We start from the raw sequence: 26,014 nt of genomic DNA on the forward strand, positions 1-26,014 counted from the left end.
TGACGAAGAATAAAATTATAGTTCCGTGAAATAATAGATCAGTTCTGAGGCATGGGTCCGGTGAGCAGAATCGGATCGATCCGGGCTTCATTCCACTTCATCCCCCAATGAAGATGCGGACCCGTGGCCCGTCCGGTGGCCCCGATTGCGCCTATGCGCTGCCCCTGAATCACATGCTGCCCGGGAATCACGTCGATCCGCGAAAGGTGAAGGAACGCGCTGTTCAATCCATGACCATGGTCGATCATCAGCAGATTGCCCTCCAGCGTGAACGGGCGATCCGCGGCCAGGATCACCACCCCGTCGGCCGGGGCCACCACCGGCTCGCCCGTCGCGCCCGCTATATCCACGCCGCCATGATAGGCGCCCGGCTGCCCCTGATAGATGCGCTGCGCGCCGAACAAGCCGGAGACGCGGCCGATGCGCGGCCAGATGAACCGCTGGCGCCAGCCCTGCGCGTCAGTCACGGTTTCGCGCGCGGCGGCGATCCGTTCAAGCTCCGGCTTGCGCAGGGCGAGGAAGGCTTCCGTGCTTTTCGTCGGACGCAGCGGCGCATCGACCCGCTCGATCCGCCAGTCGCGCGGCGCGACGGTGAGGGCGCGGTCGAGAAGCGTTCCATCGGCAAAACGTCCGGTAAGCCGGGCCTGCGGCGCCGCATCGCGGTCGAAGGCGATCAGGAAACGGCCATCGGCATCGACCGGCACCAATTGCCCGATGAAGCGCAGTTCGACCGTCCCCTTGGGCGCCGTGCCCAGCAAGGCGCCGCCCTGGACGGGCGTACCGGCCAGCACCAGTTCCACGGGGGACGGCGCTGCCGGGGAGGTGGCCGCCACACCGGCCATCGCCAGCGCGGCGGCGGCGATCCAGCCCTTCATCTAAACCCCGGCACCTTACAGACCCCGCGCCTTCAGTTCGGCCTGGGCGGAGATTTCGGCGCTGGCATAGGGTTCCTGCCGGGCGATGCTCCAGTAGCGCAGATCCTCCAGCGGGATCTTCTGTCCGCTGACGGAGCACACCACATGGTCGCCCGCCTGCAGCACGCGGAAGCTGTAGGCCATATAGTGCAGCCGGGCCGGGCGGTCGCGGTTGGACATCAGCATGGGATCACTCGGCCTTTCCTGTGCAACGGCGTCATTGGGAAAACAGGTCCTGCTGGCCCGTCTCCTGGCCCTCGCGCGCTTTGCGCGGGGTGCGTGACGGAGTCGATATAGCCTCGGCGGCGGGCTTCTCAAGGGGCGTGCCGCCATCGATGCTCGCGCCCACCGCGCCGTCGCGGAAATGCAGGCTGACCGCGCCAGCCGACCGCGCCTCCGTCACGGATTTCACCAGCCGGTCGCCCGCCATCACCCGCGCGAAGCCGCGTTGCAGCGGCAGGTCGGGATTGACCGACGTGAAGAGACGCGAGACGCGATCGAAAGCGGTCGCCCGGTCCTTGTAAACGCGCTCCAGATAATCCGGGCGCAGCCGCAACCGGCCGACGCGCTCGGCGGCGCGGTTGACATATTGGCGCAGCAGGGCGGGCCGCAACGCCCCGCCCGCCTGCCCCAGATGCGCCCGCGCATCGGCAACGCGATGCCGCAATCCGCTGACCAGACCATCGGACAGTTGGTCCAGCCGCTGGCGCTGCGGCGCTAGCAGCATGTCCGGCGTCGGCATCAGCCGCGCCTGCATCTCCAGCCGCTCGCGGGCCTGCGCCGCTCCTCGCCGCACGGCCCGGTCCATGCGCAAGCCCTGCTCAGTCAGCATCGCCAGCAGCTCCGCCCGCACCGGCACCGCCATTTCCGCCGCCGCCGTGGGCGTAGGCGCGCGCATGTCGGCGGCATAGTCGCAGAGCGTCGTATCCGTTTCATGCCCCACGGCGGAGATGATCGGGATCGAACATTCCGCCACGGCACGGACGACGATCTCCTCGTTGAAGCTCCACAAATCCTCGATCGAGCCGCCGCCACGCGCCACGATCACCAGATCGGGCCGGGGCACAGGGCCGCCCGGCTGCATCTCGCTGAACCCGCGCACCGCCCGCGCCACCTGCTCGGCGGCGCCCTGTCCCTGCACCAGCACCGGCCAGAGCAGCACCTGCGTCGGGCAACGATCCTCCAGACGGTGGAGAATGTCCCGGATCACCGCTCCCGTGGGCGAGGTCACGACGCCGATCACCTGTGGCATGAAGGGCAAACGCCGCTTGCAATCCCGGTCGAACAGCCCCTCCGCCGCCAGCTTCTGCTTCAATTTCTCCAGCAGCGCCATCAGCGCGCCTTCGCCCGCCAGCTCCATCCGCTCGATCACGATCTGATATTTGGAGCGCCCCGGATAGGTGGTGAGCTTGCCGGTGGCGATCACCTCCACCCCGTCCTGCGGCGCGAAGGGCAGGCGCGCCGCCCCACCCTTCCACATCACGCCGTCGATCACGGCATTGTCGTCCTTCAGGCACAGATAGATGTGCCCCGACCCGGCCCGCTTGAAGCCGGAAATCTCTCCGCGCAGGCGGACATGGCCGAAACGGTCCTCGACCGTGCGCTTCAGCAGGGCCGACAATTCGCTCACCGACAGCGGCGGCGCGTTGTCCCCTGAGCGTTCCTCGGCTAACAGGCGCCCCGAGACATCGAAACCAGCTTCATATTCCGGGGACATGGGCGAAATGAACATCCTTCTGTTGGGCGGCGGCGGCCGCGAACATGCTCTGGCCTGGAAGCTGGCGCAATCGCCCGCTCTCAGCACCCTTTATGCCGCGCCGGGCAACCCCGGCATAGCCCAGCATGCGACATTGGTCGACCTTGATGCCACGGATCATCGCGCCGTCGTGGATTTCTGCCTGCGCCACAGCATCGGCCTGGTGGTGATCGGCCCGGAAGCGCCACTGGTCGATGGGCTGGCCGACAATCTGCGGGTCAAGGGCTATCCGGTCTTCGGCCCCGGCAAGAAGGCGGCGCAGCTTGAAGGGTCCAAGGGCTTCACCAAGGATCTGTGCAAGCGCGCCAATATCCCCACCGCCGCCTATGAGCGGGTCACCAGCAAGGACGGCGCCATCGCCGCGCTGGACGATTTCGCGCTACCGGTCGTGATCAAGGCGGACGGTCTGGCGGCGGGCAAGGGCGTGATCATCGCGGAAACGCGGGAACAGGCGCTGGAGGCGCTCGATTCGATGTTCTCCGGCGCGTTCGGCGCGGCGGGCGAGGAAGTGGTGCTGGAGGAGTTCATGGTGGGAGAGGAAGCCAGCTTCTTCGCCCTGACCGACGGCAGCGCCATCCTGCCCTTCGGATCGGCGCAGGATCACAAGCGGGTCGGAGACGGCGATACCGGCCCCAATACCGGCGGCATGGGCGCCTACAGCCCGGCCCGCGTGCTGACCCCGGAACTGGAAGCGGAAGTGATCGAGAAGATCGTCCGCCCCACCGTCGACACGCTCGCCGCCGAAGGGACGCCCTATAGCGGCGTTCTTTATGCCGGGTTGATGCTGACCGACGAAGGGCCGAAGCTGATCGAATATAATGCCCGCTTCGGCGATCCCGAATGCCAGGTGTTGATGATGCGCTTCGATGGCGATCTGGTGGCGCTGCTGCTCGCGGTGGCGGAGGGCAGGCTGGCCGAACAGGGTCCGGTGCAACTGGCGGACCGCGCCGCGCTCACCATCGTCATGGCCGCGAACGGCTATCCCGGCACCCCGGAAAAGGGCGGCGCGATCACCGGAATCGACGCGGCGGAAGCCACGGGAGCGCGGGTTTTCCATGCGGGCACGGCGGACAGGGACGGCACGATCGTCGCCCATGGCGGCCGCGTGCTGAACGTCACCGCGACCGGCGACACGGTGAAGGCGGCGCAGCAGGCGGCCTATAAGGCGGTCGACGCCATCGGCTTCCCGACCGGCTTTTACCGCCGCGATATTGGGTGGCGGGAGGTCGCGCGGGAGGAAAGCGCACGCTGATCCCCTTGCGGCGTGACCTCAACCATCCTTAAATAGGCCAAATTCGGACAGGGAGGGACGAGCGATGCAAGAATTTTTCATGGACTATGGCCTGTGGCTGCTGATCGCGCTGTTGGTCATCATCGGCATCGTCTTCCTGCTGTCCGGGCGCAACAGGCCGAGCGAACCTTCCGTCCCGGTGGAGGCCAAGAAGCCCACCACCCCCGTTTCCGCGCCGCCTGCTTCCGCCCCGCCCCTTTCCAAGCCGGCGGAGCCGGTCGTGCCGGAACCCGTCGCCGCTGCCCCGGCTCCGGTCGACGCTGCGGCGCCCATCGCGGTCCCGGCGTCGCCGGCGGTCACCACAGCGTCCGGCGATGCCGACGACCTGCTGAGGTTGAAGGGTGTCGGCCCCAAGCTCAACACGCTGCTGATCGAACTGGGCGTAACGCGCTATGCCCAGATCGCCGGCTGGAGCGATGCCGACATTGCCGCCATCGATGCGAAGCTGGGCAATTTCAAGGGCCGCCCGGTGCGCGACCAGTGGATCGACCAGGCAAAATATCTCGCCGCCGGAGACGTTGCCGGTTTCGAAGCCAAATATGGCAAGATCTGAACGGTCAGGCCGGTAGGGGCGCTTTGGCCAGGGGCGGGACCGTCCCGCTCCCTTGCGGCAGGCTGCCGAACAGCAGCGGCAACAGCGTGCCGCGCGCCGTCAGGCGACACGCCAGCGCAAGCAGCAGGAGCGACAGCGCCAGCGTCGCTGCCGGGCCCACATCCGTCATGACGAGCACGCCCATGACCAGCGGGTGCCACAGGTAGAAGAACAGGCTGTCGCGCCCGATCGCATTGACCGGCGCGAAATCCAGCCGCAGGGCGGACAGCATCGGCAGCAGCGCGATCAGGCCAAGGCACATCAAAAGCCGCGCAGGCACGAAGGCCAGGACATTGTCGGCATCATAGAGGCCGGACCACCAGAGAAGGCCCAGCAGCGCGACCGCCCCGGCGATCGGCAGATAGCGTCGCGAAACCCGCCGCTCCGCCATCAGCATGCCGAAGAAGAAATAGACCAGATAGCGCAGGAAGCGGCTGTCGGGCGAAAACAGACTGTCCCCCACCGGTCCATGATGGAGGCCGAAGCCATACATGATCGCCAGGCTGACCGGCGTGCCGACCGCCAGCAGTGCCAGCGGGGAGAAGGGCAGCAGCCGCGTCAGCATGATCAGGAAGAACAATGTCGGCACATACCAGAGGTGAAAGGGCGGCCGGAACAACAGGTCGAACGGCAGGGTCCAGCGGAGCGCCGCGCCGCTCGCGATCAGGTACACCATGCCGGCAAAAAGCCAGGGCAGCAGCATTCGCCGGCCATAGCGGGACATCAGGCGCTGGATACTGTCGGTGCGGATGCGGGTGACGTTGAGCAGATAGCCGGAGATGCCGACCATCAACGGCATGCGAAAACCCGACCCGACCCACAGCGCCAGATCGTGGCCGCCGGTCAGTTCCATCACGTGCCCGCCCATGACGAGCAGGATCAGCACGCCTTTCAGCAGGTCGATCGACGGATTCTTGCCCACAAAAATTGCCCCGGTGCAGGAATCGGAACGATATCGTCACATTCTTGCCGGATCGTTAAGGCGCAGTAGGGAATTTCGGCTTTGCGCCATAGAAAAAGACGCTACTTATATCCTTCGATGACGACGCCGCTGCTGCAACGCCTCGACGCCTCGCCTTTCGCCAAATGGGGGCTGGCGGCCCTCATCTTCTGCCTGATCGTCGGCAGCTGGCTGGCGGTGGGCCGATACCGCGCGGCGCATGTGGCGCTGCCGGACGACGGGCCCGGGCCAAGCGCCTGTTCGCTCTGGTTCGTAGGCAGTTCTTCCATGCACCGCTGGACCAGCCTCAGCCGGGACATGGCGCCATGGAAAACACATAACCGGGGCATCGATGATGCCACCTTTGCCGAGATCCTGCCGCGCTTCGCCAATGCGGCGCAGGACAGCAAACCCGTGGCGATCATCCTCTACGCCGGGGAGAACGACATCGCCAACGGCATTGAGGTTCGCACCGTCCTCCGCAACCTTGGGCGATTTCTGGACCTGCGCAACCGGATGATGGGTGACGTGCCGGTCGTGATATTGTCGATGAAGCCCAGTCCGGCGCGGCGGTCGATCTTCAAGAGCCAGATGCTGTTCAACGCGGCGGCGCAAGGGCTGATCGAGCGCATGCCGCTGACCTATTATGCCGACATCACGACGCCGCTGCTGAAGGATGGAAAGCTGGGCGACAATTATCGGGCGGACGGCGTCCATATGAACCCGGCGGGATATGGCATCTGGGCGGGGGTGGTGCGCCAGCGACTGAACGACGTCCTGCCGGCCGAGACTGTCCGTCGCTGCGTGGCTTGATATGTGGAAGGGTGGCTGCCTCTCTGTTTTCGCCAAGCCGCCCATGCCAATGGCGGCGATTGGCCACCATCATGGTATCTCAAGCCCGGCGACGCTTCACCCGCGTCCCAATATTTCCCGTGCGCGCGGCGCCAGCCGCTCCGCTGCGGCGGCATGGATTCCTGGCGCGGCGCACAGCAAGCCGAAGGCGGTCGGCTGCGGCCGGTTGAAGGAAAAGGGATTGCTGAGCGCATCGGTGACGATCGCCCCCGCCTCCTCCGCGATCAGCGCGGCGGCGGCGACGTCCCATTCATTGCCCCAGCGCACCGTGGCGACCAGATCGGCCTCGTCCGCCGCCACCATCGCCATGCGCAACGCGATGCTGTTGGGCTTGTCGACGGTGACGAGATCGCGGTCATGGCGGGGCAACTGATCCGCCGGCACCCGCGAACCGGGCAGGACGGCCCGCGATCCGGCCTGCAAGGTCCGGCCGTTGCGGGTCGCCCCCGCACCCGCCTGCGCGATCCACAGTTCGTTTCGCGCAGGTGCCGCCAATATACCGAAACGCACAGCGCCATGCTCCACCAGCGCCACCGATACCGCCCAGCCGGGCCGCCCGCGCAGATAATCCCGCGTGCCGTCGATCGGATCGACCACCCAGACGCGCGGCAGGTCGAGCCGGTGTACGGTGTCCGCCGTCTCCTCCGACAGCCAGCCCGCCGACGGATCGATGGCGTGGAGCCGCTCGCGCAGCATCGCGTCCAGTTCCAGATCGGCCTCGCATACCGGATGGCCGGGCACCTTCTCCCACTGGCGCACGCGCGTCTCCCCGCCCGCCCAGAGCGTCAGGGCCCGGTCGGCGGCGTCCGACACGACCGCCACCACCTCGCGCAAAGAGATGTCAGCCGCCGGCAACGGTCATCCCGTCGACACGGATGGTCGGTACGTTCATGCCATAGCGGCAGGCGAGGTCGTTGGCCGGCACCAGCGCCCGGAACATGTCCTTCAAATTGCTGGCGATGGTGATTTCCGACACTGCCTGACCCACGGCGCCATTTTCGATCAGGAAGCCCGCCGCGCCCCGGCTGTAATCGCCCGTAACGCCGTTGACGCCCATGCCGATCAGTTCGGTGACATAGAGGCCGCGCTTCACGTCCGCCATCAGTTCGCCCGGCGAGACCGTGCCCGGCTCCATATGCACATTGGTGACGCCCGCGCCGGGCGCGCCGCTGCCGCCCCGGCTGGCATGGCCGGTCGGCTCCAGCCCCAGCTGCCGCGCCGACGCGCTGTCCATCAGCCAGCCGGTCAGCACGCCCTTGTCGATCAATGCGCGGCGCTCGACCGGAAGCCCTTCGCCGTCGAAGGGCCGCGAACGCAAGCCGCGCAGCCGCAGCGGATCGTCGATGATCGTGATGGCCGCATCGAACAGCGCCTCGCCCAGCGATTCGAGCAGGAAGCTCGACCGCCGCGCAATGGCGGGGCCTACCATGCCGCCGATCAGATGCCCGACCAGGCTGGAACCGATGCGCGGGTCGAAGATCACCGGCATCACGCCGCTGCCCACCTTCACCGGATTGAGCCGCGCCACCGCCCGATGCCCGGCGCGGGTGCCGACCGTTTCGGCATCGTCCAGATCCTCGATATGTCGGACGCTGTGGCTGGCATGGTCGCGCTGCATGTCGGCGCCGGTCCCGGCCAGCACGCTCGCCCAGGTCGAATGGCTCGTCCCCGCATAGGCCCCGGCAAAGCCATGGCTGGTCGCCAGCGCCATCTGGCTCCGCCCGGTTGCCGCGCCGCCGCCTTCGCTGTTGGTGACGCCCGGCACGGCCCGCGCCGCTTCCTCGGCTATCATGGCGCGCTCCCTGAGCTGCGCCGATTCCGGCTCGAACGGATCGGTCAGGTCCAGCGCGGGCAGCTTCTTCCTGAGCAGCCGGTCTTCGGGCGCAAGGCCCGCATAGGGGTCCTCCGGCGCCTGCCCCGCCATGGCGATGCAGCGGTCGACCAAGGTCGCCAAGGTCGCCGGATTCATGTCCGACGCCGAAATGCTGGCGGACCGGCGGCCGATGAACACGCGCAGGCCGATTTCCTCGCCTTCCGACCGCTCCACATCCTCCAGCGCGCCCAGCCGCACGGATACATTGGTCGAGGCGTTGCAGGCATAGATGGCGTCGGCCGCATCCGCCCCCGCCCGGCGCGCCGCCGTCACCAGATCCTGCGCGCGGGACTGGGCTTCTTCTAGGCTGAGCATGGACTGTGTCGATTCCTGTAAGGGGATATGCAGGGCGAAGGGGCGGCCTTACGCGCTTGGGCCATGGTCGGCAACCTGCCCTTCCGGTCGCTCATCCAGCCAGTGCCGCAGCAGATGCCAGGCGACCGCCATCGGCGGCGGCGCGATGAAGGGCGCGTCCTCTTCGCCAGCCATCGCGGCGCGAACGCCAGCCTCGTCGCACCAGAAGGCATGTTCGATCTCATTTTCATCGATCTTCAGCGCGTCGTCATCCGCCAGCGCCGTGCAGGCGATCATCAGCGAGGAGGGGAAGGGCCAGGGCTGGCTGGTCACATAGCGCACGGCATGGGTGGCGACGCCCGCTTCCTCCTTGATCTCGCGGATGACGGCTTCCTCCAGCGTCTCGCCCGGCTCGACGAAGCCGGCCAGCGCCGAATAGCGCCCCGCCGGCCAGCTATGCTGCCGCCCCAGCAACACCCGCCCGCGATGTTCGGCCAGCATGATCACCACCGGATCGACGCGGGGGAAATGCTCGGCCCGGCACGACCCGCATTGCCGCGACCAGCCCGCCTTGACCGGCGCCGTGCGCTGCCCGCACACCGAACAGAAGCGATGCCGCGCATGCCAGGCCAGCAGGCTGCGCGCCGCGCCGTAGAGGGCAACCTCATGCCCCGGCACCTCATCCGCCAGCGCACGGCTGCGCGGCGTGGCGAAGAAGCTGTCCGGCGCATCCGCCAGCAGTTCCGCGAAGATCGGCCGCTGCTGCTCATCCACGCCCAGCAGCGCATGATGCTCGATCCAGGCATCGTCCGGCAGCGGCTCCATGACCAGATGCCCGCCCTCGACCACCGGCTCCAGCCCTTCCAGCATGACGCGGCGCGCCAGCGGCGAGGCAAAGGCCTCCGCCAGCAAAGCGGGATTGGTGCGGACATGGTCGACCCGGTCCAGCCGTCCCCCGCCAAAGGCCACGAGCCGCGAATAGGGGGCGCTAGAGCCGTGCATCGTCCATTCTCTCCTTCATCGCTACCTCGGCGGCGCGGGCGAACAGGGTCGGCAGGCCAGCCTTCCCGATGTCCGCCACGGGCCACCATTCGCCCTCGCCGGGCGGCGTCACGTCCGGCCCCACATGGGCATGGTGCACCGTCAATGCGAGGGAGAAATGGGTAAAAACATGCGCGACCGGATCGGCCACCCGCCGCCACGACGCGGCAAGCGGCGGCGTCGCGTCGGGCGCATCGTTCCACTCCGACGAAGGCAGCGCCCGCATGCCCCCCAGCATGCCCTTGTCGGGCCGCCGCACCAGCCAGACATGTCCGTCGGGCCGCTCGATCCACCAGCCATGGCCCAGCCGGTGCGGCTTGGCCTTCTTCGCCGCCTTGACCGGGAAAGCGGCGGGATCGGCGGTGCGGAAAGCCGCGCAATCCTCCCGCAAGGGGCAAATGCCGCAGGCGGGGTTGCGCGCCGTGCAGATGGTCGCGCCCAGGTCCATCATCGCCTGCGCGAAATCCCCGGCGCGGGCATCGGGGGTGATCGCGTCGGTCGCGGCGCGAATCTCCGGGCGCGCCGCGGGCAGGGGCGTGGCGATGGCGAAAAGCCGCGCCACCACCCGCTCGACATTGGCGTCGACCACCACGGCGCGCCGCCCGAAGGCGATCGCCGCCACCGCCGCCGCCGTATAGGCGCCGACCCCGGGCAGGGCGCGCAGGCCCTCTTCGGTATCGGGAAACACCCCGCCATGGTCGTTCGCCACCGCCCGGGCGCAGGCCAGCAGATTGCGGGCGCGGGCATAATAGCCCAGCCCTGCCCAGGCGGCCATGACCTCGGCATCCTGTTCCGCCGCCAAAGCCGCCACATCGGGCCAGCGCTGCGTGAATTTCGCGAAATAGGGCCCGACCGCCGCCACCGTGGTCTGCTGGAGCATCACCTCCGACAGCCAGACGCGATAGGGATCGGCGGCATTGGCCCCCGGCGGGGCGCGCCAGGGCAGTCTGCGCGCATGCACATCGTAATGAGCGAGCAGATCGGATGCTATTTTCTGGATGTTATCCTCGACGCGCATGCCGCCCCTATGCCATTAAGCGAGGCATGACGGAACGCCCCCCGACTCCCAAAATGAAAAGCCGCAAGTCGGATGCGGAAGACCGCCCGCGCATCGGCGCGCCGCGCCGGATCGCGGACCTGATGCCCGCCATCGGCGCCGCCGCCTTCCGCAAGTTCGGCTTCGTCCAGTCCAGCATCGTCACCCGCTGGGCGGAGATCGTCGGCCCGCATTATGCGGCGATCAGCGAACCCGAATCGATCCGCTTCCCGGCCGGCAAGAAGGCGGGCGGCACATTGCAGCTCACCGTCATGAGCGGCCATGCGCCGATGATCCAGCATGTGCTGCCCGACATTGTCGAACGGGTGAACCGCTTCTTCGGCTATGCCGCCGTCGCCCGGGTGGCGATGAAACAGGGGATGGTCCAGGCAAGGGAACCGGAACGCCGCCCCCCGCCGGTCAACCTCAAACCCATTCCGGTCGAGCTGGGCGATTCCCTGCGCGACATTGGCGATCCGGAACTGCGCGCGGTGCTGGAATCCCTGGCGCAAGGGCTGGCCAACAGCAGCGGTTTGCCCAAGATCAGCTAGTATCGCAGTTGAGCAGTTCAAACATGACAACCTCAGCCGTGACAGGGGCGGCGCATCACTGGACCACCGCATGACGAAAATCCGTTTGGCTTTCCTCGCCCTGCTCGCCATTTCCGCGAGCGCATCCCTGTCCGCATGGGCCGCCCCCGCCGCCGACTGGCTGGGCCGGATCGCCCTCTCTCCCATGGGCGGCCATGTGCTGGGCAATCCCGCCGCGCCGACGAAGCTGGTCGAATATGTCAGCTACACCTGCTCGCACTGCGCCCATTTCGTGGGAGAGGCCAGCGAGCCGCTTCGCGCCCGTTATGTGAAGGGCGGCACGCTGAGCGTCGAAGTGCGCAACGCGGTGCGCGACCGATATGACCTGACCGCCGCCCTGCTTGCCCGCTGCGGTGGCCCGAGGCGCTTCTTCGGCAATCATGAGGCGCTGTTCGCCAATCAGGATGCCTGGATGGAGAAACTACAGGCCTATGAGAAAGATGCCGCCAAGCCCGCCGACCAGAAGGCCGCGCTGCGCGACATCGGGCAGAAGACCGGCCTCTACGCCCTGATGGCGAAGCGCGGCTACAAGCCCGCCCAGCTCGACGCCTGCATCAACGATCCCGCATCGATGAAGCAGGTCCTCGCCATGACGGACGAAGCCTGGAACAAGCTGCGGATCGGCGGCACGCCTGCCTTCACGCTGAACGGCACGCTGGTTCATGGATCGGACTGGACGCGGTTGCAGGCTGCATTGCCCTGATCTAAACCCTTCGACGACAACGCCCGACGATACGGAGCCCAGAACAACGTGAAAGCCCTTTCCGGACTTGCCCTGATCGCCCTCAGCCTGACCGTCGCCGCCTGCGGTAAGAAGGAAGGAGGCAGCGCCACCTCCGCCGAACCGGTCGCTGCCGTCGCCGCGCCGGCCGGCGCCAAATGGTCGGAGACGATCGCCACGACGCCCGACGGCCATTTCGTCATGGGCAATCCCAATGCGAAGGTGAAGCTGGTCGAATATGGCTCCTACACCTGTTCGCACTGCCGCGACTTCGCCGCCGAATCGGCCGAGGAGATCAGGCAGATCGTCGATTCCGGCAAGATGAGCTTCGAATTCCGCAACTATGTGCGCGATCCGATCGACATTTCGACGGCGCTGCTGGCCCGTTGCGGCGGCAAGGACATCTTCTATCCGCTATCCGACCAGTTCTTCGCCAACCAGAACGCCATGTTCGAAAAGGCGCAGGCGCTGGGCGACGAAAGGTACAAGGCGCTGATGAGCGCGCCCCCGGCCCAGCGCTTCGGCCAGCTCGCCGCCGCCGTCGGCCTGGTCGACTTCGCCAAGCAGCGCGGCATATCGGAAGATCAGGCGAAGCAATGCCTGGCCGACACCGCCGCCGCCGAAAAGCTGGCCAAGGGCGTAGAGGACGCCAATCAGCAATATAAGATCGAGGGCACGCCGACCTTCATCCTGAACGGCGTGACGGTGGAGAACACCGCCGCCTGGCCCGCGCTGCGCACGAAGCTCAAGGAAGCGGGGATCTGATTGGACAAGGGGGGGCTGACATCGTCGGTCCGGCTTCCTGCTGATGGCGGGGCGGCTCCGCGCTGCCCCGATCTTGCACGATGCAGATAAAGCGCCTCAAGCTCTCCGGCTTCAAGAGCTTCGTCGACCCGACGGAGCTGCGCATCGAACCCGGCCTGACCGGCATTGTCGGGCCCAATGGCTGCGGCAAGTCGAACCTGCTGGAGGCGATCCGCTGGGTCATGGGCGAATCCAGCGCCAAGTCGATGCGCGGCGGCGGCATGGAGGATGTGATCTTCGCGGGCACCTCCACCCGCCCGCAGCGCGATTTCGCGGAAGTTTCGCTGCTCACCATCCAGGAACAGGGCGAGCTGTTCAACGCGGTGGAAGTCGGTACGGACGGGGAACTGGAAGTCACCCGCCGGATCGAGCGCGGGGCGGGCAGCGCCTATCGCGCCAATGGCCGCGACGTCCGGGCGAAGGACGTGTCGCTGATCTTCGCGGACGCCGCCACCGGCCCGCATAGCCCCGCTCTGGTCAGCCAGGGGCGCATCGCCGCCGTGATCGCCGCCCGCCCGCAGGAACGCCGCGCCATGCTGGAGGAAGCGGCGGGCATTTCCGGCCTGCATGTCCGGCGCAAGGACGCCGAACAGAAGCTGCGCGCCGCCGAAGCGAATCTGATGCGGCTGGACGAAATCCTCTCCGACATGGATGCCCGCGCCAACAGCCTGCGGCGTCAGGCCAAGGCGGCGGAGCGCTATATCCGCCTGTCGGAGCAGATCCGCATTGCCGAGGCGCGGGTGATCTTCGCCCGCTGGCGCGAGGCCGCCGCCAGCGCGGACGCCGCCCGTGCCGAAGCCAAGCAGGCCGAAAGCGCCGTCGCCGCCGCGCAGGAGGCGCAGCACGCCGCAGCCGTCCATGCCAATGCCGCCGTCGAAACGCTTGCGCAGAGACGCGCCGCCGCCCAGGCCGCCCGCGACGCCGCGAGCGAAGCAGGCCACAAGCTCGCCGCGCTGCGCACCGAGCGCGACGGCGTGGTCCGCCGCCTCCACGACCTCGCCCAGCAGGCCGCACGGCTGGAAGAGGACAGGGAGCGGGAAGGCACGCTCGCCAACGACGCGGCGGAGGCCATTGCCCGCCTCGCTGGCGAGATCGCCGCGCTCAAGGCGCGCATCGCCGAAACCGAAGCGATGCGTCCCGATTTCGCCGGGCGCATCGCCCGCGCGGAGGATACCGCCCGCGACGCCGAACTCGATCTTGCCAAGGCGATGGCGAAGCAGGCGGGCGAGCAGGCGGAACTGCGCGTGGCAGAGGCTGCGCTGGCCGCTGCGCGCACCCGCCTCGACCGCGCCTCCCGCGAGGCGCAGCGGCTGGAAGCCGAAGCCGCCGCGCTACCCGACCCATCGCCGCTGGAAGGGAAAAGGGCCGAAGCGATCGCGGCCCAGCAGCAGGCCGGCACGGACCGCGACGCCGCCGACGCCGCGATCCGCTCCGCCGAGACCAGCCGTGCCGAAGCGGCCGAGGCCCGTGCCGCCGCTGAAGCCGCCCTGTCCTCCGCCCGCGCCACCCTTGCCGCGCTCGACAGCGAAGCCGCTGCGCTCCAGCGCGCCGTCGACAGCGGCACAGGCAACCGCAGCCGCGCGCTCGACCGGCTGAAGGCGGCGCCCGGCTATGAACGCGCGCTCGCGGCGGCGCTGGGGGACGATCTGGAAGCGCCCATCGCGACCGAAGGCAAGCGGCGCTGGGCCGGCGCCGCCGCCCTCGCCGGCGACCCGCCCTTGCCCGAAGGCTGCGCCGCCCTCTCCGCCCATGTCACCGCCCCGCCCGAACTCGCCCGCCGTCTGGCGCAGGTCGCGGTCGCGGACGGCGACGAAGGCCAGGTCCTTGCGGTCGGCCAGCGTCTCGTCACCAGGGATGGACAGCTTCGCCGCTGGGACGGCTATGTCGCCATCGAGGGTGGCGCCGCCGCCGCCGAACGGCTGATCCGGCTCAACCGCCTCGAAGCCATTGCCGCCGCCCGGCCTGCCGCCGAAGCCGAGGTCGAGACGGCCCGCGCCGCGCAGGACGCCGCCTCGATGCGCGAGCGGGAGGCGGCCCAGACGCTGGCCGCCAGCCGCACCCAGCTTGCGGATGCGGACCAGCGGCTGCGCACCGCCCTGCGGGCCGCCGATGAAGCCGCCACCGCGCTCGAACGGCTGATCGGGCGCCGCGAGGCGATAGAGGAGCGGTTGAGCGAAGCCCGCAGCGACCTCGCCGCCGCGCAGGCCGAGCATGACAAGGCGCAGGCCAGCCGCGCCGCCATGCCCGATGGGGAGGAGACCCGCGCCCAGGTCGCCACGCTGCAACAGGCGAGCGAGAAGGCACGGCTCGCCGTCAGCCAGCTACAGGCCGATCAGGCGCTGGCCGATCGCGCGCTCGCCAGCGACCGCGAACGCACGGCCACTGCCGATGCGGAGGCCAAGGGGTGGCGCGCCCGTGCCGGCGAAGCGGCCAAGCGCATCGCCGCCATGGTCGAGCGTGGCGAGGGCATAGCGAAGGAACGGGCCGAGATCGCGGACCAGCCGGACGGTCTGGCCGCCGCCATCGCCATGTTGAGCGAGCAGGGCGACACATTGACGCAGGCCGCGGACGCCGCCCGCCGCGAGGAAAGCGAAGCCGAAGCCGCGCTCCGCGCCGCCGAACAGCGTGCGGCGCAGGCGGGCGAAGCGCTCGCCAACGCCCGCGAGGCCCGCGCCACCGCCGCCGCGCGTGCCGAGGCGGCGGATGAGAAGCGGGTCGAAACCAACCGCCTCTCCGGTGAACGCTTCGAGTGCCCGCCGCCGGTCCTGCCGGAAAAACTGGGTTTCGCCAGCGCCGACATCCGCATCGCCCAGAGCGAGCAGGCTGAGCATGACCGGCTCGTCACCGAACGCGAGCGCATCGGCCCGGTCAACCTCGTCGCCGCGCAGGAACTGGAGGAGCTGGAGGCCACGCAGGCCAACAGCCGCGCCGAAAGCGAGGAACTGACTCAGGCGATCAACCGCCTGCGCGGCTCCATCGGCAGTTTGAACAGGGAGGGGCGGCAGCGCCTGCTCGCCGCGTTCGAGGCGGTGGACGGCCATTTCCGCCGCCTGTTCACCACCCTGTTCAACGGCGGCCAGGCGCATCTGGAACTGATCGACAGCGACGATCCGCTGGAAGCGGGGCTGGAGATCATGGCCCAGCCGCCGGGCAAGAAGCTCGCCGCCCTGACGCTTCTTTCCGGCGGCGAGCAGGCGCTGACCGCCGTCGCCCTGATCTTCGGGCTGTTCCTGACGAACCCCGCGCCGATCTGCGTCCTGGATGAAGTCGACGCGCCGCTGGACGACGCCAATGTCGAGCGTTTCTGCGACCTGCTCGACGCCATGGTGGGGCAGACCGACACGCGATACCTGATCGTCAGCCATAATGCGGTGACGATGGCGCGCATGCACCGGCTGTTCGGCGTAACGATGGTGGAACGGGGCGTCAGTCGGCTGGTTTCGGTCAATCTGGGCGGCGCGGAGGCGCTTCTGGCGGCGGAATAGCTGATCCTATTTTGGTAACCGTCATTCCCGCGGAATCGGAAATGACGGAAAAGAGAGCTACCCCCCCTCCATCCATCCACGCATCCGGCGGAAAAGTCCGCGCTCCGTGATCGGCTCCAGCATCTCGCCCGGTCCTTCCGGATCGAGCACCTCATGATCCGCCAGCCAGGCCTGCACGTCGTTCAGGTCAGGCGTCACATAGGGCCGCAAGGTCCGTCCCGGCCTGTCGCGCAGCTGTTCGATGGCCGCGATAAGCCCACGCTCGGTAATCACCGCCGCCACGCGCTCGACCGGCAGGTCAAGATGCTCCGCGACCAGATCGTCGCGAATGCCCCGGATCGCATCCTCGCGCCCCGCATTGGCGGGCAGCGCGGAATCGATCGTCACGTCGCATTCGGTGTCCAGCCGCATCGAGCGGTTGTTCATGTTGGACGACCCGACGCGCAGTACCCGATCGTCGACGATCAGTATCTTGGCATGGACATAGATCGGCTCCCCCCGCGCGGTGAAGGGATGATAGAGCCGGAACCGGTCATGGACGTCCCGAGCCTTCAGCGCCTCGAACAGCCGGGCGCGGGCCGTGTCCATCGCCTGCTGCTCCAGCCAGCCATCGGCCTGTTCCGGGTTGACGATGACGATTTCCGGCCCGTTCTCTTCCGCCAGCCGCGCCGCAATCGCTTCGGCAATGCGGCGGGAGGCGAAATATTGGCTCTCCGCGTAGATATACCGCCGCGCCGACGCGATCTGGTTCACATAGAGCCGCTCGATCTCGATCAGCGGCTCCTGATCCTCCATCTCCGGCGCGGAGCGGGATATGGCGATGTCGACATCCTCGAACTGCACCGGCAACGCATCGGGCCAGCAATCCTGCTCGCCCTCCACCGGCGCCAGTTCCCCGCCGCCCGCGCCCGTCCACCGCGCCCGCGCATGCTGGCCCAGCGCCGCGGCCACGGGTCCCTGCAAGGCGGTCGTCGCGTCATGCCAGGGGCCATAGGGCGAGCCGTCCGGGTGCCGCCGCCATGGCTCCTCATCACGGTGATGCCGCGTGTCCCAGCGGTCGGCCGTCATGTCGATCCCGCCGCAAAAGGCGAAGCAATCGTCGATCACCACGATCTTCTGATGGTGGGAGGCGGCGGTCGGATGATGGCCGTCCAGCTTCACGGTGATGCGCGAATTGGCCATCCAGCGGACCGTGGTGAACAGGTTGGACGGACGCACCATGGACTTCATCGCCCCGACATCCCAGCGCAGCAGGAATATCTCCAGTTCCGGGGTCCGCTCCACCAGCCAGCTTATGAAATCCCCGATCACCGTGGGCGCGCCGTCGCTCGCCTCATCCTCCCGGATCAGCGTGATCGCGGCATCGAAGTCCCAGCCGATCAGCATTATCCGCTGCTTCGCCTTCATCATCGCCGCGCGGGCATGGCGGAAATAGGCATCCGCATCGATGATCACGCTGGCCTTCAGCGCCCGCGCGATCCGCCAGCAATCCTCTCCCTCGCGCGGACCGTTCATGCGCTTCCCACCACCAGACAGCCCAGGAACATCAACAGCCCCGCAAAGCGATTGGAGCGGAATTTGGCCAAGGGATCGATGCCGTCCTCCTTCAACGTCGCGACCTGCCATCCCAGATGCGCCGCCATCGGCAGCAACGCCGCCAAAGCCAGACCCTGCGGCCGGACCTGCCAGATCGCGCCGCCCCACAGCGCCAGCGCGAGCGCATAGCACAGCGCCACGCCCGCCCGCACATGCCTGCCCATGGACAGGGCGCTCGACCCGATGCCGATCAGCGCGTCGTCCTCCCGATCCTGCAAGGCATAGATGGTGTCATAGCCCACCACCCAGACGATGCAGCCGCCATAGAGCAACAACCCCGGCAGGGCGAGGTTTCCCGCCACCTCGCTCCACCCGACCAGCGCGGCCCAGGAAAAGACCAGCCCCAGCCAGATTTGCGGCCAGCCGGTGATCCGCTTCATGAAGGGATAGGCCGCCACCAGCGCCAGCGAGCCCAAGGCGACGATCTGCGCATATGGATGCAGTTGGAGCAGCACCGCCAGCCCGACCAGGCAGAGGGACAGCAGCCATATCCACGCCGTCCCCAGCGACACCGCTCCACTCGCGAGCGGGCGCGACGCGGTGCGCGCCACCTGCCGGTCGAGGTCGCGGTCGACGATGTCGTTGAACACGCATCCCGCGCCCCGCATGGCGATGCTGCCCAGCAACAGCCAGAGGATCAGCGGCCAGTGCGCCCACGCGCCCCCCGCCAGCGCCACCGCCCAGGCCCCCGGCCAGAACAGCAGCCACCAGCCGATCGGCCTGTCGAACCGCGCCAGCAAGGCAAGCGCGCGGGGAATGTCCGGCAATCGCGCCACCAATCCGCGCGCTTCGCTGTCGGGAACGATGCTACTTGCCACACTCACTCCGTTCGCCCTGTTTGACCGAGTCCCTTGCCTCGTTCAAATGTCGAAGGGCTCACTTGCTCTTTAGAGAAGAAAAGGGCTTCGACAAGCTCAGCCCGAACGGAGTTCGAACCGAATGACCGCAACCCCCGCCTGGCCGCCGCAAAGCGCCCCGCGCCTCCATGTCGAAACCCTGCTTGGCGAGGGCGTTTCCGTGCCCGTCGACGGCAACCCGGCCCATTACCTCATCAGCGTCATGCGGGTGAAGCCGGACGACATCGTCCTGCTGTTCGACGGCCGCTCGGGCGAATGGGCGGCCCGGGCCCGCGACATCCGCCGGCGCGACCTGGTGCTGGAGGTCGTCAGCCAGACCAGGCCGCCGGAGGACGTTCCCGATTTCTGGCTCTGCTGCGCGCCAATCAGGAAGGGCCGCATCGACCTGATCGCGGAAAAGGCCTGCGAACTGGGGGTGGCGCGGCTGCAGCCCGTGCTCACCCGCCGCGCCGTGGTGGACCGGCTCAATCTGGATCGCCTGCACGCCCATCTGGTGGAGGCGGCCGAACAATGCGGCCGCACCGCGCTTCCCGACCTTGGGGAGATGGTGAAGCTCGACGCGCTGCTTCGGGATTGGCGCGACGATCGCTGGCTTTTCTTCGCGGACGAGACCGGCGGCGAACCGCTGGCGGATACGCTCAAGGCCCATCCCGGCCCCGCGGCCTTCCTGATCGGCCCCGAGGGCGGCTTCGACCCCGCCGAACGCGAAGCGATCCGCGCGCACCGCCGATCCGTGGCCGTCTCGCTCGGCCCCCGCATCCTGCGCGCTGAAACCGCCGCCATCGCCGCGACGACTGCATGGATGACGATCAACGGGGACTGGCGATAAGGGTATCCCAACATCGTTTTCTTCCGCAACCGGATTGAAGCCGTCATCAACGCAGCTTATTTGAGCGCCGAACGTTGCGGCTTTGACGCGACCGGGGGAAAGATTAAGGCGGGGCATGAGCACCAGAACCGACTCAGGGGGGACCGATCCCATCATCGAGAGCCGCGACCAGTTGATCGCGGCCTTCGCCAAGGGCGCCAAGCCCAAGGATCGCTGGCGCATCGGCACGGAGCATGAGAAATTCGTCTATGCCAAGGCGGATTTCCATGCGCCCAGCTATGATGAGCGCGGCGGCATCCACACGCTGCTGATCGGCCTTACCCGCTATGGCTGGAACCCGGTGTTCGAGGGGGAGAATATCATCGCCCTCTCCGGCACCGACGGCACCATCAGCCTGGAACCGGCGGGGCAGCTCGAACTGTCGGGCGCGCCGCTGGAAAATCTGCACCAGACCTGCGCGGAGACCAGCCGGCACCTGGAACAGGTCAAATATGTCGGCGACATGCTGGGCCTGGGTTTCCTGGGCCTGGGCATGTGGCCGGACAAGACGCGCGAAGAACTGCCCATCATGCCCAAGGGCCGCTACGACATCATGCTGCGCCACATGCCGCGCGTCGGCACGATGGGCCTGGACATGATGCTGCGCACCTGCACCATCCAGACCAACCTCGACTATGGCAGCGAGGCGGACATGGTGAAGAAGTTCCGCGTCTCGCTGGCCCTGCAACCTCTGGCGACCGCCTTGTTCGCCAATTCGCCCTTCACCGAAGGCAAGCCCAACGGCTTCCTCTCCTATCGCAGCCATATCTGGTCGGACACCGACCCCGGCCGCACCGGCATGCTGCCCTTCGTGTTCGAGGACGGCTTCGGCTATGAACGCTATGCCGACTATGCGCTCGATGTGCCGATGTATTTCGTCTATCGCGACGGCCGCTATATCGACGCGGCGGGCCAGAGCTTCCGCGATTTCCTGAACGGCGAACTGCCCGCCCTGCCCGGCGAGAAGCCGACCGAGAAGGATTGGGAGGATCATCTTTCCACCGCCTTCCCGGAGGTGCGGATGAAGAGCTTCCTCGAAATGCGGGGCGCGGACGGCGGGCCGTGGAACCGCATCTGCGCGCTGCCGGCGCTGTGGGTCGGGCTGCTCTATGACGAAGGCGCGCTGGACGCCGCCTGGGATCTGGTCAAGGACTGGAGCATGGAGGAACGGCAGGTTCTGCGCGATTCCGTGCCGAAACTGGCGCTGGACGCACCCATCGGCGGCAAGCGCAAGCTGCGCGACATCGCTGGCGAAGTGCTCGACATCGCCCGCAGCGGCCTTTCCGCCCGCGCCCGGCTCAATGCGTCGGGCGACAATGAAAGCGGCTTCCTCGCCCCGCTGGACGAGATCGTGGCGTCCGGCCGGACCCATGCCGAACGCCTCCTCGCCCGCTATCATGAGGAATGGAAGGGCGACCTCAGCCAAATCTACGCTGAAGAAAGCTTCTAGGCGGGATTGGCGGGATGCGGGAGAACGACGGCATCCCCCATTCGTCATGCTGAATTCGTTCAGCATGACGGGCCTTCGAATGCAGGAAACGAACAGCTATTCGGCAGGCTGAACCGCGCTCAAAGGCTTCCGCCCCGCTACCCATCCAAAAAAGCGCGGCACTACACCATTGCGCGCCATCCACTCGCTATAGGCCCGATATTCCGGATCGGCGCTCAAATGCGCTTCCTCGGTCTTCGCACGCCAATAATAGACTGCGTTGGTCACGCCCAGCAGCGCGCAGTTCCGCACCACATCGGTCAAACTCCCCGACAGGCTCAAAAAAGGCAGGGCTGAAAACCACCAGAACAGATTCTTCGACAGATAGGCCGGATGCCGCGTCCAGCGATAGGGGCCATGCGTCAGAATGCCCCGATGCGTCAGGTTGGAAAAGCGCAGCCCGAAGGCGACCGTCGCCCAGGCGTAGATAGCCGTCAGCAATACCAGCCATCCGCCCAGCAGCCATTGCAGGACGCCATGCCCCCGCGTCCAGACATCCCATTCCGCCCCGCCCGCATGATAATCGAGCGGGCCGCCATTGCCCATCAGCACGAAGGGTGGATAGCAGATCAGCGCCGCCACCCACCCGGCCAGCAGCGGATTGGCGGTGCGGATATGCGAATCCAGCGGCTTGCAGGTCAGCATATAGCCGACGGTCGCCATGCAAACGTCGATCATGAACATGACCGCGATCAGGAAGCTTGCCAGAGCCACCGGATGGCTGACCGCATCCTCGATCCGCCATTCGACCACGCTGGCGAAATTGCCGGGCACGATCGACAGCATGAAGGCAAGGAAGAAGCCCTTCACCGCCCAGGCCCGGGCATGATGGGCGACCTCGGCCTTGTCCGCAGCGCCGGCGGCCCCGCCGATCACCCATTGACCGAAGGCATAGCCTGCGTCCCTGGGCTCGACGAGCCGCCGGTCCAGCCAGATCACATAGGGCACCGATGCCGCCAGCAGCCAGGGCGCCGCGCCCATCAGCACATTCATGGAAAGGCGATAATCCCCGCTCCAGTACCAGCGGGCGATGCAATAGAAGACCGCTATGGCAAGCCATGTCGCCCACAGGCCGGCGATCTTGACGATGCTGACATCCAGCACCGCCCGCCACGGCCGCGCAGGCGCGGTCCAGTCGATCCCCGTCGATGCGCGGCGATGCACCTTGTCGACCAGCAGCGACCACGACACCATCGGCAGGCCGCAGGCGACGACCGCGGCAAAACCCGCGTTCGGCCCGTTCATCCCATAATGGCGCGCGACCAGCGCCCAAAGCCCCAGCCCGACCAGCCCGGCCACGCCAACACCGTGGCTGACGGCGGACTTCGGACAGGGATCGGCTTTGTCGCTCATGCCGCGGACCTAGCGGAAATTGGTAAACAACCCCCGAAGGTCGGAAGGGGGGAATGTCCGCATCTGGCCACATCCCGAACGCCCGCTTTAAAACCCGTCGGTTCAGATGCCGCCCAGCACATTGATGGTGAACGCCAATATGCCCAGGTTGAACAGGAATGCCGCGAGGCAATGGAACAGCGCCGCCTGCCGCATGCCCCGGCTGGTCACCGACACGTCGGATGTCTGGAAAGTCATCCCCAATGTGAAGGCGAAATAGAGGAAATCCCAATAGCCCGGCTCCTGCATGTCGGGAAAATCAAGCCCGCCGCTGTCGCCGCCCCTGCCATCGCCCAGATAGAAGATATGCGCATAGTGCATCGCATAGACGAGATTGGAAAACAGCCAGGCCAGCGCCAATGTCGCCAGCAGCAGCGCGACCGCCGCCTTGCTCGGCCCGCCATGCTGGCTGACCGCCACGCCGACGGCGACCAGGATCACCACCGACACGATCCCGGTCAGCAGCAGCATCAACTGCCGGTTCGCGTCATTATCCGCCGCCTTGCGCCGCATCGCGTCCGCATCGGAATCCAGCAGCGGCCAGACCGACAGGATGAACGCCAGCGCCGCCAGGTCGAACCCTGCCATCACCGCCTCATGCCAGCGCAGCACCAGGCCGAACGGCGCCATGCTGGCCAGCAGGGCCAGGAACATGCCATAACGCCAGGGAAATATCCGGGGCCGGTTCATGGGCGCATCAAAGGCATAATCCGCGCCCTGCACAAGACGCTTTATATAACCGCCGCGATCAGCCCCAGCGCCTGCGCTTCGTTCGCCTCCAGATACCAGTTTTCCGGCGCGCGGTTCAGCAGTTCCTCCATGGAAACCTGCGATCCCAGGATCAGGTTCGCAAAGCCCTCATTCTGGATCGCGATCGACGCCTCTATCTCATGCAGCGTCGCCTTGAGCGAGGCGATGCAGGTCGACAGCGGCCCTTCCAGATGGATGTCCCGGGTGATGATCCGCTCATGGATCATCAGCCGCGTGCCCCGCGCCAGATAGCGGTTTTCCGCCGCGAAGAAGCTCATGAAGGTCACGCCCGCCGAATAGACCGCCGTCTTGCCCAGGAAAACCAGCCGCCGGTCAGGATAGAGATCCGAATGGAAGCGTATATCCTCCCCCATCATCCGGGCGATTTCCGGGTCGCCGCCCAGGGTGGCGATCTCCACCACCACCAGCCCCTGCTGCGGCGCGGACGAAAGGCAATTGCGGAAATGCAGATACATGCCATGGTCGACATAGCCCGACAGCATGATCGCGGGAAATTCGAAATCCTTGGGGCCCAGCAATGGCGCCTGAATCGACATGAAAAACGGCTCCTTCCTTCGCCCCTCGCCGGCTGCTCTACGCGCGGGCCGGCAAATGGTGCCTTTGCTCCGTCGGTTTTTAGCTGGCGCCCTGCCGGAGACGCCCCTAAAGAACAGACCATGACCAAAGGGCGGGGCGCATGATCGCGAAACTGAAAGGGCGGCTGGACAGCACGGGCCTGGACCATGCCATCATCGATGTGGGCGGCGTCGGCTATCTGGTCGGCGCCTCCTCCCGCACCCTGTCGGCGCTGGGGCCGGTGGGGGAAGCGGTGACGGTCCATACCGAAATGCTGGTGTCGGACGATGCGATCCGCCTCGTCGGCTTCGCCCGGGCGGAGGAGCGCGACTGGTTCCGCCTGCTGACCGGTGTGCAGGGCGTGGGTTCCCGCGTGGCGCTGGCCATACTTTCAGCGCTGGAACCGGCGGAACTGCACCGCGCCGTCGCGACCGGCGACAAGGCGATGATCGCCCGCGCCAACGGCGTCGGCCCCAAGCTGGCCCAGCGCATCACCAATGAGCTGAAGGACAAGATCGGCGCCGTGCCCACGCCGGCCGGCGGGATCGGCGGCGGGTTCGCCCCGCTGCCGACCGGCGGCCACAGCGCCGATGCGATCTCCGCGCTGCAGAATTTGGGCTTCAAGCCCGCCGAAGCCAGCACCGCCGTCGCGGCGGCGGAAGAGGAACTGGGCGAGGGCGCGTCGCTGGACGCGCTGGTCCGCCTGGCGCTCAGGAAAGCGGCGAAATGATGCGTCTCCCCCTCCCCACCCGTCATGCTGAACTCGGTTCAGCATCCATCAGGCCTCTCGCACCGAAGGGAGGAGACGATGAAAGAACCGTGCGTCTATATCCTGGCCAGTCAGCCTCATGGCACGCTGTATATCGGGGTGACGTCAAATCTGCCCGGGCGGCTGCATCGGCATCGCACGAACGGCATTCCGGGTTTCACCGGGAGATATGCCGTCCACAGTCTCGTCCGTTTCGAAATGTGCGACACGATGGAACAAGCTATCGACCGGGAAAAGCAGCTCAAGCGCTGGCATCGGCAGTGGAAGATCAATCTGATGGAGTCCGAAAATCCGCGGTGGATCGACCTGGCTCCGGGCCTTGGTTTATCGCCTCTCCATCCGAACCAGCGGCACGATGGATGCTGAACCGAAGGTCGGCGCAAACCAAACGAGTTCAGCATGACGGTTGGGGTGAGTGTCGCGCATGAGCGAGGATCGCCTGATCTCCTCCACCCGCCGGGTCGAGGATGCCGACGCCGCGCTGCGGCCCAAATCGCTTGCCGAATTCATCGGCCAGCAGGGGGCGCGGGAAAATCTGCGTATCTTCATCGAGGCCGCCCGGGGCCGCGGCGAGGCGCTGGATCATGTGCTGTTCTTCGGCCCGCCCGGCCTTGGCAAGACGACGCTGGCGCAGATCGTCGCCCGCGAGATGGGCGTGGGGTTCCGCGCCACATCCGGCCCTGTGATCGCCAAGTCGGGCGATCTGGCCGCGCTGCTCACCAATCTGGATGAGGGCGACGTCCTTTTCGTGGACGAGATCCACCGGCTCAACCCCGCAGTCGAGGAAGTGCTCTACCCCGCCATGGAGGACCGGGCGCTCGACCTGATGATCGGGGAAGGCCCCTCCGCCCGGTCTGTGCGGATCGACCTGCCGCCCTTCACCCTGGTCGGCGCGACCACGCGGCAGGGCTTGCTGACGACGCCCTTGCGCGACCGCTTCGGCATTCCGGTGCGGCTGCAATTCTATACCGTCGATGAGCTGGAACTGGTGGTGCGCCGCGCGGCCCGGCTGCTGGACCTTGCCATCACTTCCGACGGCGCGGTAGAGATCGCCCGGCGTTCCCGGGGCACGCCGCGCATCGCCGGACGGCTGCTGCGGCGGGTGCGCGACTTCGCCAATGTGGCGGGCGCCCCGGCCGTGGATGCGAAGGTGGCCGATGCCGCGCTGACCCGGCTGGATGTCGACCATCTCGGCCTCGACCTGATGGACCGACGTTACCTGACCATGATCGCTGACATCTATCGCGGCGGGCCGGTGGGAGTGGAAACGCTCGCGGCAGGCCTCTCCGAAGCGCGCGATACGATCGAGGAAGTGATCGAGCCTTATCTGATCCAACTCGGCCTGATCGCCCGCACTGCGCGGGGACGCTGCCTCAACGGGCCGGGCTGGAAGCATCTGGGAATCAATCCGCCCTCCAATGTCCAGGATGGCTTGTTCGATTAGGATCGGCAGGTTCCTTCGACTGCCTGCAAGGCAGGCGCTCAGGACAGGCTCAGGGCGAACGGGAAGAAAAAAGCGCGCGACCTG

25 protein-coding genes are annotated in these 26,014 nt (G+C 67.2%); 12 read left to right on the forward strand and 13 right to left on the reverse strand.

Features of this window, described 5'->3' with window-relative positions; genetic code table 11:
* Nucleotides 1-38 precede the first annotated feature (38 nt).
* Genes A8G00_RS14250 through xseA form a run of 3 tightly spaced genes read right to left on the reverse strand, consistent with a single transcriptional unit; the run spans nt 39 to nt 2,631 of the window.
* Nucleotides 39-875: a M23 family metallopeptidase gene (locus A8G00_RS14250; RefSeq protein ID WP_103000963.1), complete on the reverse strand. Its 837-nt coding sequence runs from the start codon at nt 873-875 to the stop codon at nt 39-41.
* A gap of 15 nt (nt 876-890) precedes the next feature.
* Nucleotides 891-1,100, reverse strand: coding sequence for a DUF2093 domain-containing protein (locus A8G00_RS14255; protein WP_061934876.1), 210 nt, complete (start codon nt 1,098-1,100; stop codon nt 891-893).
* 31 nt (nt 1,101-1,131) lie between these two features.
* Entirely contained in the window at nt 1,132-2,631 is a 1,500-nt protein-coding gene (gene xseA / locus A8G00_RS14260) for an exodeoxyribonuclease VII large subunit (protein WP_103000964.1), read from the reverse strand.
* Between the two features lie 7 nt (nt 2,632-2,638).
* Between xseA and purD the strand changes: the two genes are divergently transcribed.
* On the forward strand, nt 2,639-3,922 hold the full coding sequence (purD, locus tag A8G00_RS14265) for a phosphoribosylamine--glycine ligase (protein ID WP_103000982.1): 1,284 nt from the start codon (nt 2,639-2,641) through the stop codon (nt 3,920-3,922).
* 64 nt (nt 3,923-3,986) lie between these two features.
* Complete coding sequence (locus A8G00_RS14270; protein WP_044660434.1) at nt 3,987-4,514, forward strand: hypothetical protein; 528 nt, start codon at nt 3,987-3,989, stop codon at nt 4,512-4,514.
* A 4-nt stretch (nt 4,515-4,518) separates the two neighbouring features.
* Here A8G00_RS14270 and A8G00_RS14275 read toward each other — a convergent pair whose 3' ends face one another.
* Nucleotides 4,519-5,475 (reverse strand): acyltransferase, encoded by a 957-nt coding sequence (locus tag A8G00_RS14275; RefSeq protein WP_025549420.1) that lies wholly within the window; start codon nt 5,473-5,475, stop codon nt 4,519-4,521.
* Between the two features lie 117 nt (nt 5,476-5,592).
* Here A8G00_RS14275 and A8G00_RS14280 point away from each other — a divergent pair, with 117 nt between their 5' ends.
* The gene (locus A8G00_RS14280; protein ID WP_048576921.1) at nt 5,593-6,306 is read left to right on the forward strand and encodes a GDSL-type esterase/lipase family protein; all 714 of its coding nucleotides are present in this window, start codon (nt 5,593-5,595) and stop codon (nt 6,304-6,306) included.
* Nucleotides 6,307-6,402: 96 nt separating this feature from the next.
* Here the strand turns inward: A8G00_RS14280 and A8G00_RS14285 are convergent, their stop codons facing one another.
* The 4 genes from A8G00_RS14285 to A8G00_RS14300 are packed head-to-tail and all read right to left on the reverse strand — an operon-like array spanning nt 6,403 to nt 10,571.
* A complete protein-coding gene (locus tag A8G00_RS14285; RefSeq protein WP_103000965.1) occupies nt 6,403-7,200 on the reverse strand; it encodes an inositol monophosphatase family protein in 798 nt (265 codons plus the stop codon).
* The gene (locus A8G00_RS14290) at nt 7,187-8,533 is read right to left on the reverse strand and encodes a TldD/PmbA family protein (protein WP_103000966.1); all 1,347 of its coding nucleotides are present in this window, start codon (nt 8,531-8,533) and stop codon (nt 7,187-7,189) included. The genes A8G00_RS14285 and A8G00_RS14290 overlap by 14 nt, the downstream gene beginning before the upstream one ends.
* Before the next feature lie 48 nt (nt 8,534-8,581).
* A complete protein-coding gene (gene nudC, locus A8G00_RS14295) occupies nt 8,582-9,514 on the reverse strand; it encodes an NAD(+) diphosphatase (protein WP_103000967.1) in 933 nt (310 codons plus the stop codon).
* The gene (locus A8G00_RS14300; protein ID WP_103000968.1) at nt 9,501-10,571 is read right to left on the reverse strand and encodes an A/G-specific adenine glycosylase; all 1,071 of its coding nucleotides are present in this window, start codon (nt 10,569-10,571) and stop codon (nt 9,501-9,503) included. The genes nudC and A8G00_RS14300 overlap by 14 nt, the downstream gene beginning before the upstream one ends.
* A gap of 26 nt (nt 10,572-10,597) precedes the next feature.
* On the opposite strand from A8G00_RS14300, the gene A8G00_RS14305 reads away from it, so the two are divergent.
* The 4 genes from A8G00_RS14305 to smc all read left to right on the forward strand — a co-directional run bounded on the left by A8G00_RS14305 (nt 10,598) and on the right by smc (nt 16,189).
* On the forward strand, nt 10,598-11,140 hold the full coding sequence (locus A8G00_RS14305) for a DUF721 domain-containing protein (RefSeq protein ID WP_048577243.1): 543 nt from the start codon (nt 10,598-10,600) through the stop codon (nt 11,138-11,140).
* A 70-nt stretch (nt 11,141-11,210) separates the two neighbouring features.
* Complete coding sequence (locus A8G00_RS14310; protein WP_048577242.1) at nt 11,211-11,882, forward strand: thioredoxin domain-containing protein; 672 nt, start codon at nt 11,211-11,213, stop codon at nt 11,880-11,882.
* 48 nt (nt 11,883-11,930) lie between these two features.
* The gene (locus A8G00_RS14315; protein ID WP_103000969.1) at nt 11,931-12,665 is read left to right on the forward strand and encodes a thioredoxin domain-containing protein; all 735 of its coding nucleotides are present in this window, start codon (nt 11,931-11,933) and stop codon (nt 12,663-12,665) included.
* 80 nt (nt 12,666-12,745) lie between these two features.
* A complete protein-coding gene (smc, locus tag A8G00_RS14320; protein WP_103000970.1) occupies nt 12,746-16,189 on the forward strand; it encodes a chromosome segregation protein SMC in 3,444 nt (1,147 codons plus the stop codon).
* 57 nt (nt 16,190-16,246) lie between these two features.
* On the opposite strand, the gene A8G00_RS14325 is transcribed toward smc, so the two are convergent.
* Both A8G00_RS14325 and ubiA read right to left on the reverse strand, forming a co-directional pair.
* Complete coding sequence (locus tag A8G00_RS14325) at nt 16,247-17,704, reverse strand: phospholipase D-like domain-containing protein (protein WP_048577240.1); 1,458 nt, start codon at nt 17,702-17,704, stop codon at nt 16,247-16,249.
* A complete protein-coding gene (ubiA, locus tag A8G00_RS14330) occupies nt 17,701-18,603 on the reverse strand; it encodes a 4-hydroxybenzoate octaprenyltransferase (RefSeq protein WP_048577239.1) in 903 nt (300 codons plus the stop codon). The genes A8G00_RS14325 and ubiA overlap by 4 nt, the downstream gene beginning before the upstream one ends.
* A gap of 121 nt (nt 18,604-18,724) precedes the next feature.
* On the opposite strand from ubiA, the gene A8G00_RS14335 reads away from it, so the two are divergent.
* Both A8G00_RS14335 and A8G00_RS14340 read left to right on the forward strand, forming a co-directional pair.
* Nucleotides 18,725-19,471, forward strand: coding sequence for a 16S rRNA (uracil(1498)-N(3))-methyltransferase (locus A8G00_RS14335; RefSeq protein WP_103000971.1), 747 nt, complete (start codon nt 18,725-18,727; stop codon nt 19,469-19,471).
* A gap of 115 nt (nt 19,472-19,586) precedes the next feature.
* Entirely contained in the window at nt 19,587-20,960 is a 1,374-nt protein-coding gene (locus A8G00_RS14340) for a glutamate--cysteine ligase (protein ID WP_103000972.1), read from the forward strand.
* Nucleotides 20,961-21,056: 96 nt separating this feature from the next.
* Here the strand turns inward: A8G00_RS14340 and A8G00_RS14345 are convergent, their stop codons facing one another.
* The 3 genes from A8G00_RS14345 to A8G00_RS14355 all read right to left on the reverse strand — a co-directional run bounded on the left by A8G00_RS14345 (nt 21,057) and on the right by A8G00_RS14355 (nt 23,698).
* Nucleotides 21,057-22,352: an isoprenylcysteine carboxylmethyltransferase family protein gene (locus A8G00_RS14345; protein WP_103000973.1), complete on the reverse strand. Its 1,296-nt coding sequence runs from the start codon at nt 22,350-22,352 to the stop codon at nt 21,057-21,059.
* Between the two features lie 102 nt (nt 22,353-22,454).
* Nucleotides 22,455-23,081, reverse strand: coding sequence for a DUF1345 domain-containing protein (locus A8G00_RS14350; RefSeq protein WP_103000983.1), 627 nt, complete (start codon nt 23,079-23,081; stop codon nt 22,455-22,457).
* A 41-nt stretch (nt 23,082-23,122) separates the two neighbouring features.
* The gene (locus A8G00_RS14355) at nt 23,123-23,698 is read right to left on the reverse strand and encodes a peptidase S14 (RefSeq protein WP_025550553.1); all 576 of its coding nucleotides are present in this window, start codon (nt 23,696-23,698) and stop codon (nt 23,123-23,125) included.
* Nucleotides 23,699-23,838: 140 nt separating this feature from the next.
* Here A8G00_RS14355 and ruvA point away from each other — a divergent pair, with 140 nt between their 5' ends.
* From ruvA to ruvB, 3 genes are all read left to right on the forward strand, one after another.
* Nucleotides 23,839-24,447, forward strand: coding sequence for a Holliday junction branch migration protein RuvA (gene ruvA / locus A8G00_RS14360; protein ID WP_103000974.1), 609 nt, complete (start codon nt 23,839-23,841; stop codon nt 24,445-24,447).
* 78 nt (nt 24,448-24,525) lie between these two features.
* The gene (locus A8G00_RS14365; RefSeq protein ID WP_103000975.1) at nt 24,526-24,852 is read left to right on the forward strand and encodes a GIY-YIG nuclease family protein; all 327 of its coding nucleotides are present in this window, start codon (nt 24,526-24,528) and stop codon (nt 24,850-24,852) included.
* A 58-nt stretch (nt 24,853-24,910) separates the two neighbouring features.
* On the forward strand, nt 24,911-25,930 hold the full coding sequence (gene ruvB / locus A8G00_RS14370) for a Holliday junction branch migration DNA helicase RuvB (protein ID WP_025550555.1): 1,020 nt from the start codon (nt 24,911-24,913) through the stop codon (nt 25,928-25,930).
* The last annotated feature ends 84 nt before the right edge of the window (nt 25,931-26,014 follow it).

The sequence above is a fragment of the Sphingobium sp. SA916 genome, from assembly GCF_002894065.1.
Classification (GTDB): domain Bacteria; phylum Pseudomonadota; class Alphaproteobacteria; order Sphingomonadales; family Sphingomonadaceae; genus Sphingobium; species Sphingobium fuliginis.

Coding starts and splice junctions, on each gene's coding strand:
- A8G00_RS14350 (WP_103000983.1), bottom strand. CDS start 23,081: ATGAACCGGCCCCGGATATTTCCCTGGCGTTATGGCATGTTCCTGGCC.
- A8G00_RS14305 (WP_048577243.1), top strand. CDS start 10,598: ATGACGGAACGCCCCCCGACTCCCAAAATGAAAAGCCGCAAGTCGGAT.
- A8G00_RS14310 (WP_048577242.1), top strand. CDS start 11,211: ATGACGAAAATCCGTTTGGCTTTCCTCGCCCTGCTCGCCATTTCCGCG.
- xseA (WP_103000964.1), bottom strand. CDS start 2,631: ATGTCCCCGGAATATGAAGCTGGTTTCGATGTCTCGGGGCGCCTGTTA.
- smc (WP_103000970.1), top strand. CDS start 12,746: ATGCAGATAAAGCGCCTCAAGCTCTCCGGCTTCAAGAGCTTCGTCGAC.
- A8G00_RS14340 (WP_103000972.1), top strand. CDS start 19,587: ATGAGCACCAGAACCGACTCAGGGGGGACCGATCCCATCATCGAGAGC.
- nudC (WP_103000967.1), bottom strand. CDS start 9,514: ATGCACGGCTCTAGCGCCCCCTATTCGCGGCTCGTGGCCTTTGGCGGG.
- A8G00_RS14355 (WP_025550553.1), bottom strand. CDS start 23,698: ATGTCGATTCAGGCGCCATTGCTGGGCCCCAAGGATTTCGAATTTCCC.
- A8G00_RS14255 (WP_061934876.1), bottom strand. CDS start 1,100: ATGCTGATGTCCAACCGCGACCGCCCGGCCCGGCTGCACTATATGGCC.
- A8G00_RS14280 (WP_048576921.1), top strand. CDS start 5,593: ATGACGACGCCGCTGCTGCAACGCCTCGACGCCTCGCCTTTCGCCAAA.
- A8G00_RS14300 (WP_103000968.1), bottom strand. CDS start 10,571: ATGCGCGTCGAGGATAACATCCAGAAAATAGCATCCGATCTGCTCGCT.
- ruvB (WP_025550555.1), top strand. CDS start 24,911: ATGAGCGAGGATCGCCTGATCTCCTCCACCCGCCGGGTCGAGGATGCC.
- purD (WP_103000982.1), top strand. CDS start 2,639: ATGAACATCCTTCTGTTGGGCGGCGGCGGCCGCGAACATGCTCTGGCC.
- A8G00_RS14270 (WP_044660434.1), top strand. CDS start 3,987: ATGCAAGAATTTTTCATGGACTATGGCCTGTGGCTGCTGATCGCGCTG.
- A8G00_RS14345 (WP_103000973.1), bottom strand. CDS start 22,352: ATGAGCGACAAAGCCGATCCCTGTCCGAAGTCCGCCGTCAGCCACGGT.
- A8G00_RS14290 (WP_103000966.1), bottom strand. CDS start 8,533: ATGCTCAGCCTAGAAGAAGCCCAGTCCCGCGCGCAGGATCTGGTGACG.
- ruvA (WP_103000974.1), top strand. CDS start 23,839: ATGATCGCGAAACTGAAAGGGCGGCTGGACAGCACGGGCCTGGACCAT.
- A8G00_RS14325 (WP_048577240.1), bottom strand. CDS start 17,704: ATGAACGGTCCGCGCGAGGGAGAGGATTGCTGGCGGATCGCGCGGGCG.
- A8G00_RS14335 (WP_103000971.1), top strand. CDS start 18,725: ATGACCGCAACCCCCGCCTGGCCGCCGCAAAGCGCCCCGCGCCTCCAT.
- A8G00_RS14365 (WP_103000975.1), top strand. CDS start 24,526: ATGAAAGAACCGTGCGTCTATATCCTGGCCAGTCAGCCTCATGGCACG.
- A8G00_RS14250 (WP_103000963.1), bottom strand. CDS start 875: ATGAAGGGCTGGATCGCCGCCGCCGCGCTGGCGATGGCCGGTGTGGCG.